Raw genomic sequence first — 237 nt, 5'->3', positions numbered from 1 at the left:
CCGAGGGCTACCAGGCCGACCTGGTGCTGCTCGTCGACGCGCTGCAGGTGCGCGCGACCTGGATCGCCGGCGAGCGCGAGGACGCATGTGCACGCCTTCCTCTTCGCGCATGGGCTCGGTCGATGCCCTGCGCGGGCTGACCGTGGCTGCGGTGCTGCTGGTCAACAACCCCGGCGCTTGGAGCCATGTGTGTGCACCGCTGCTGCATGCGGACTGGCACGGCTTTACCCCCACGGA

1 pseudogene is annotated in these 237 nt (G+C 70.0%); it reads left to right on the top strand.

Going from position 1 to position 237, the window contains the following annotated elements:
- Positions 1-85 precede the first annotated feature (85 nt).
- Positions 86-237: pseudogene (locus KVS69_RS21240) on the top strand (DUF5009 domain-containing protein); the annotation flags it as partial.

Origin of the sequence: Stenotrophomonas sp. GbtcB23 (genome assembly GCF_019091045.1) — a bacterium.
Classification (GTDB): Bacteria; Pseudomonadota; Gammaproteobacteria; order Xanthomonadales; family Xanthomonadaceae; genus Stenotrophomonas; species Stenotrophomonas rhizophila_A.
The sequence above is the reverse complement of the archived record's forward strand: the minus strand, read 5'-3'. Positions and strand labels throughout refer to the sequence as shown.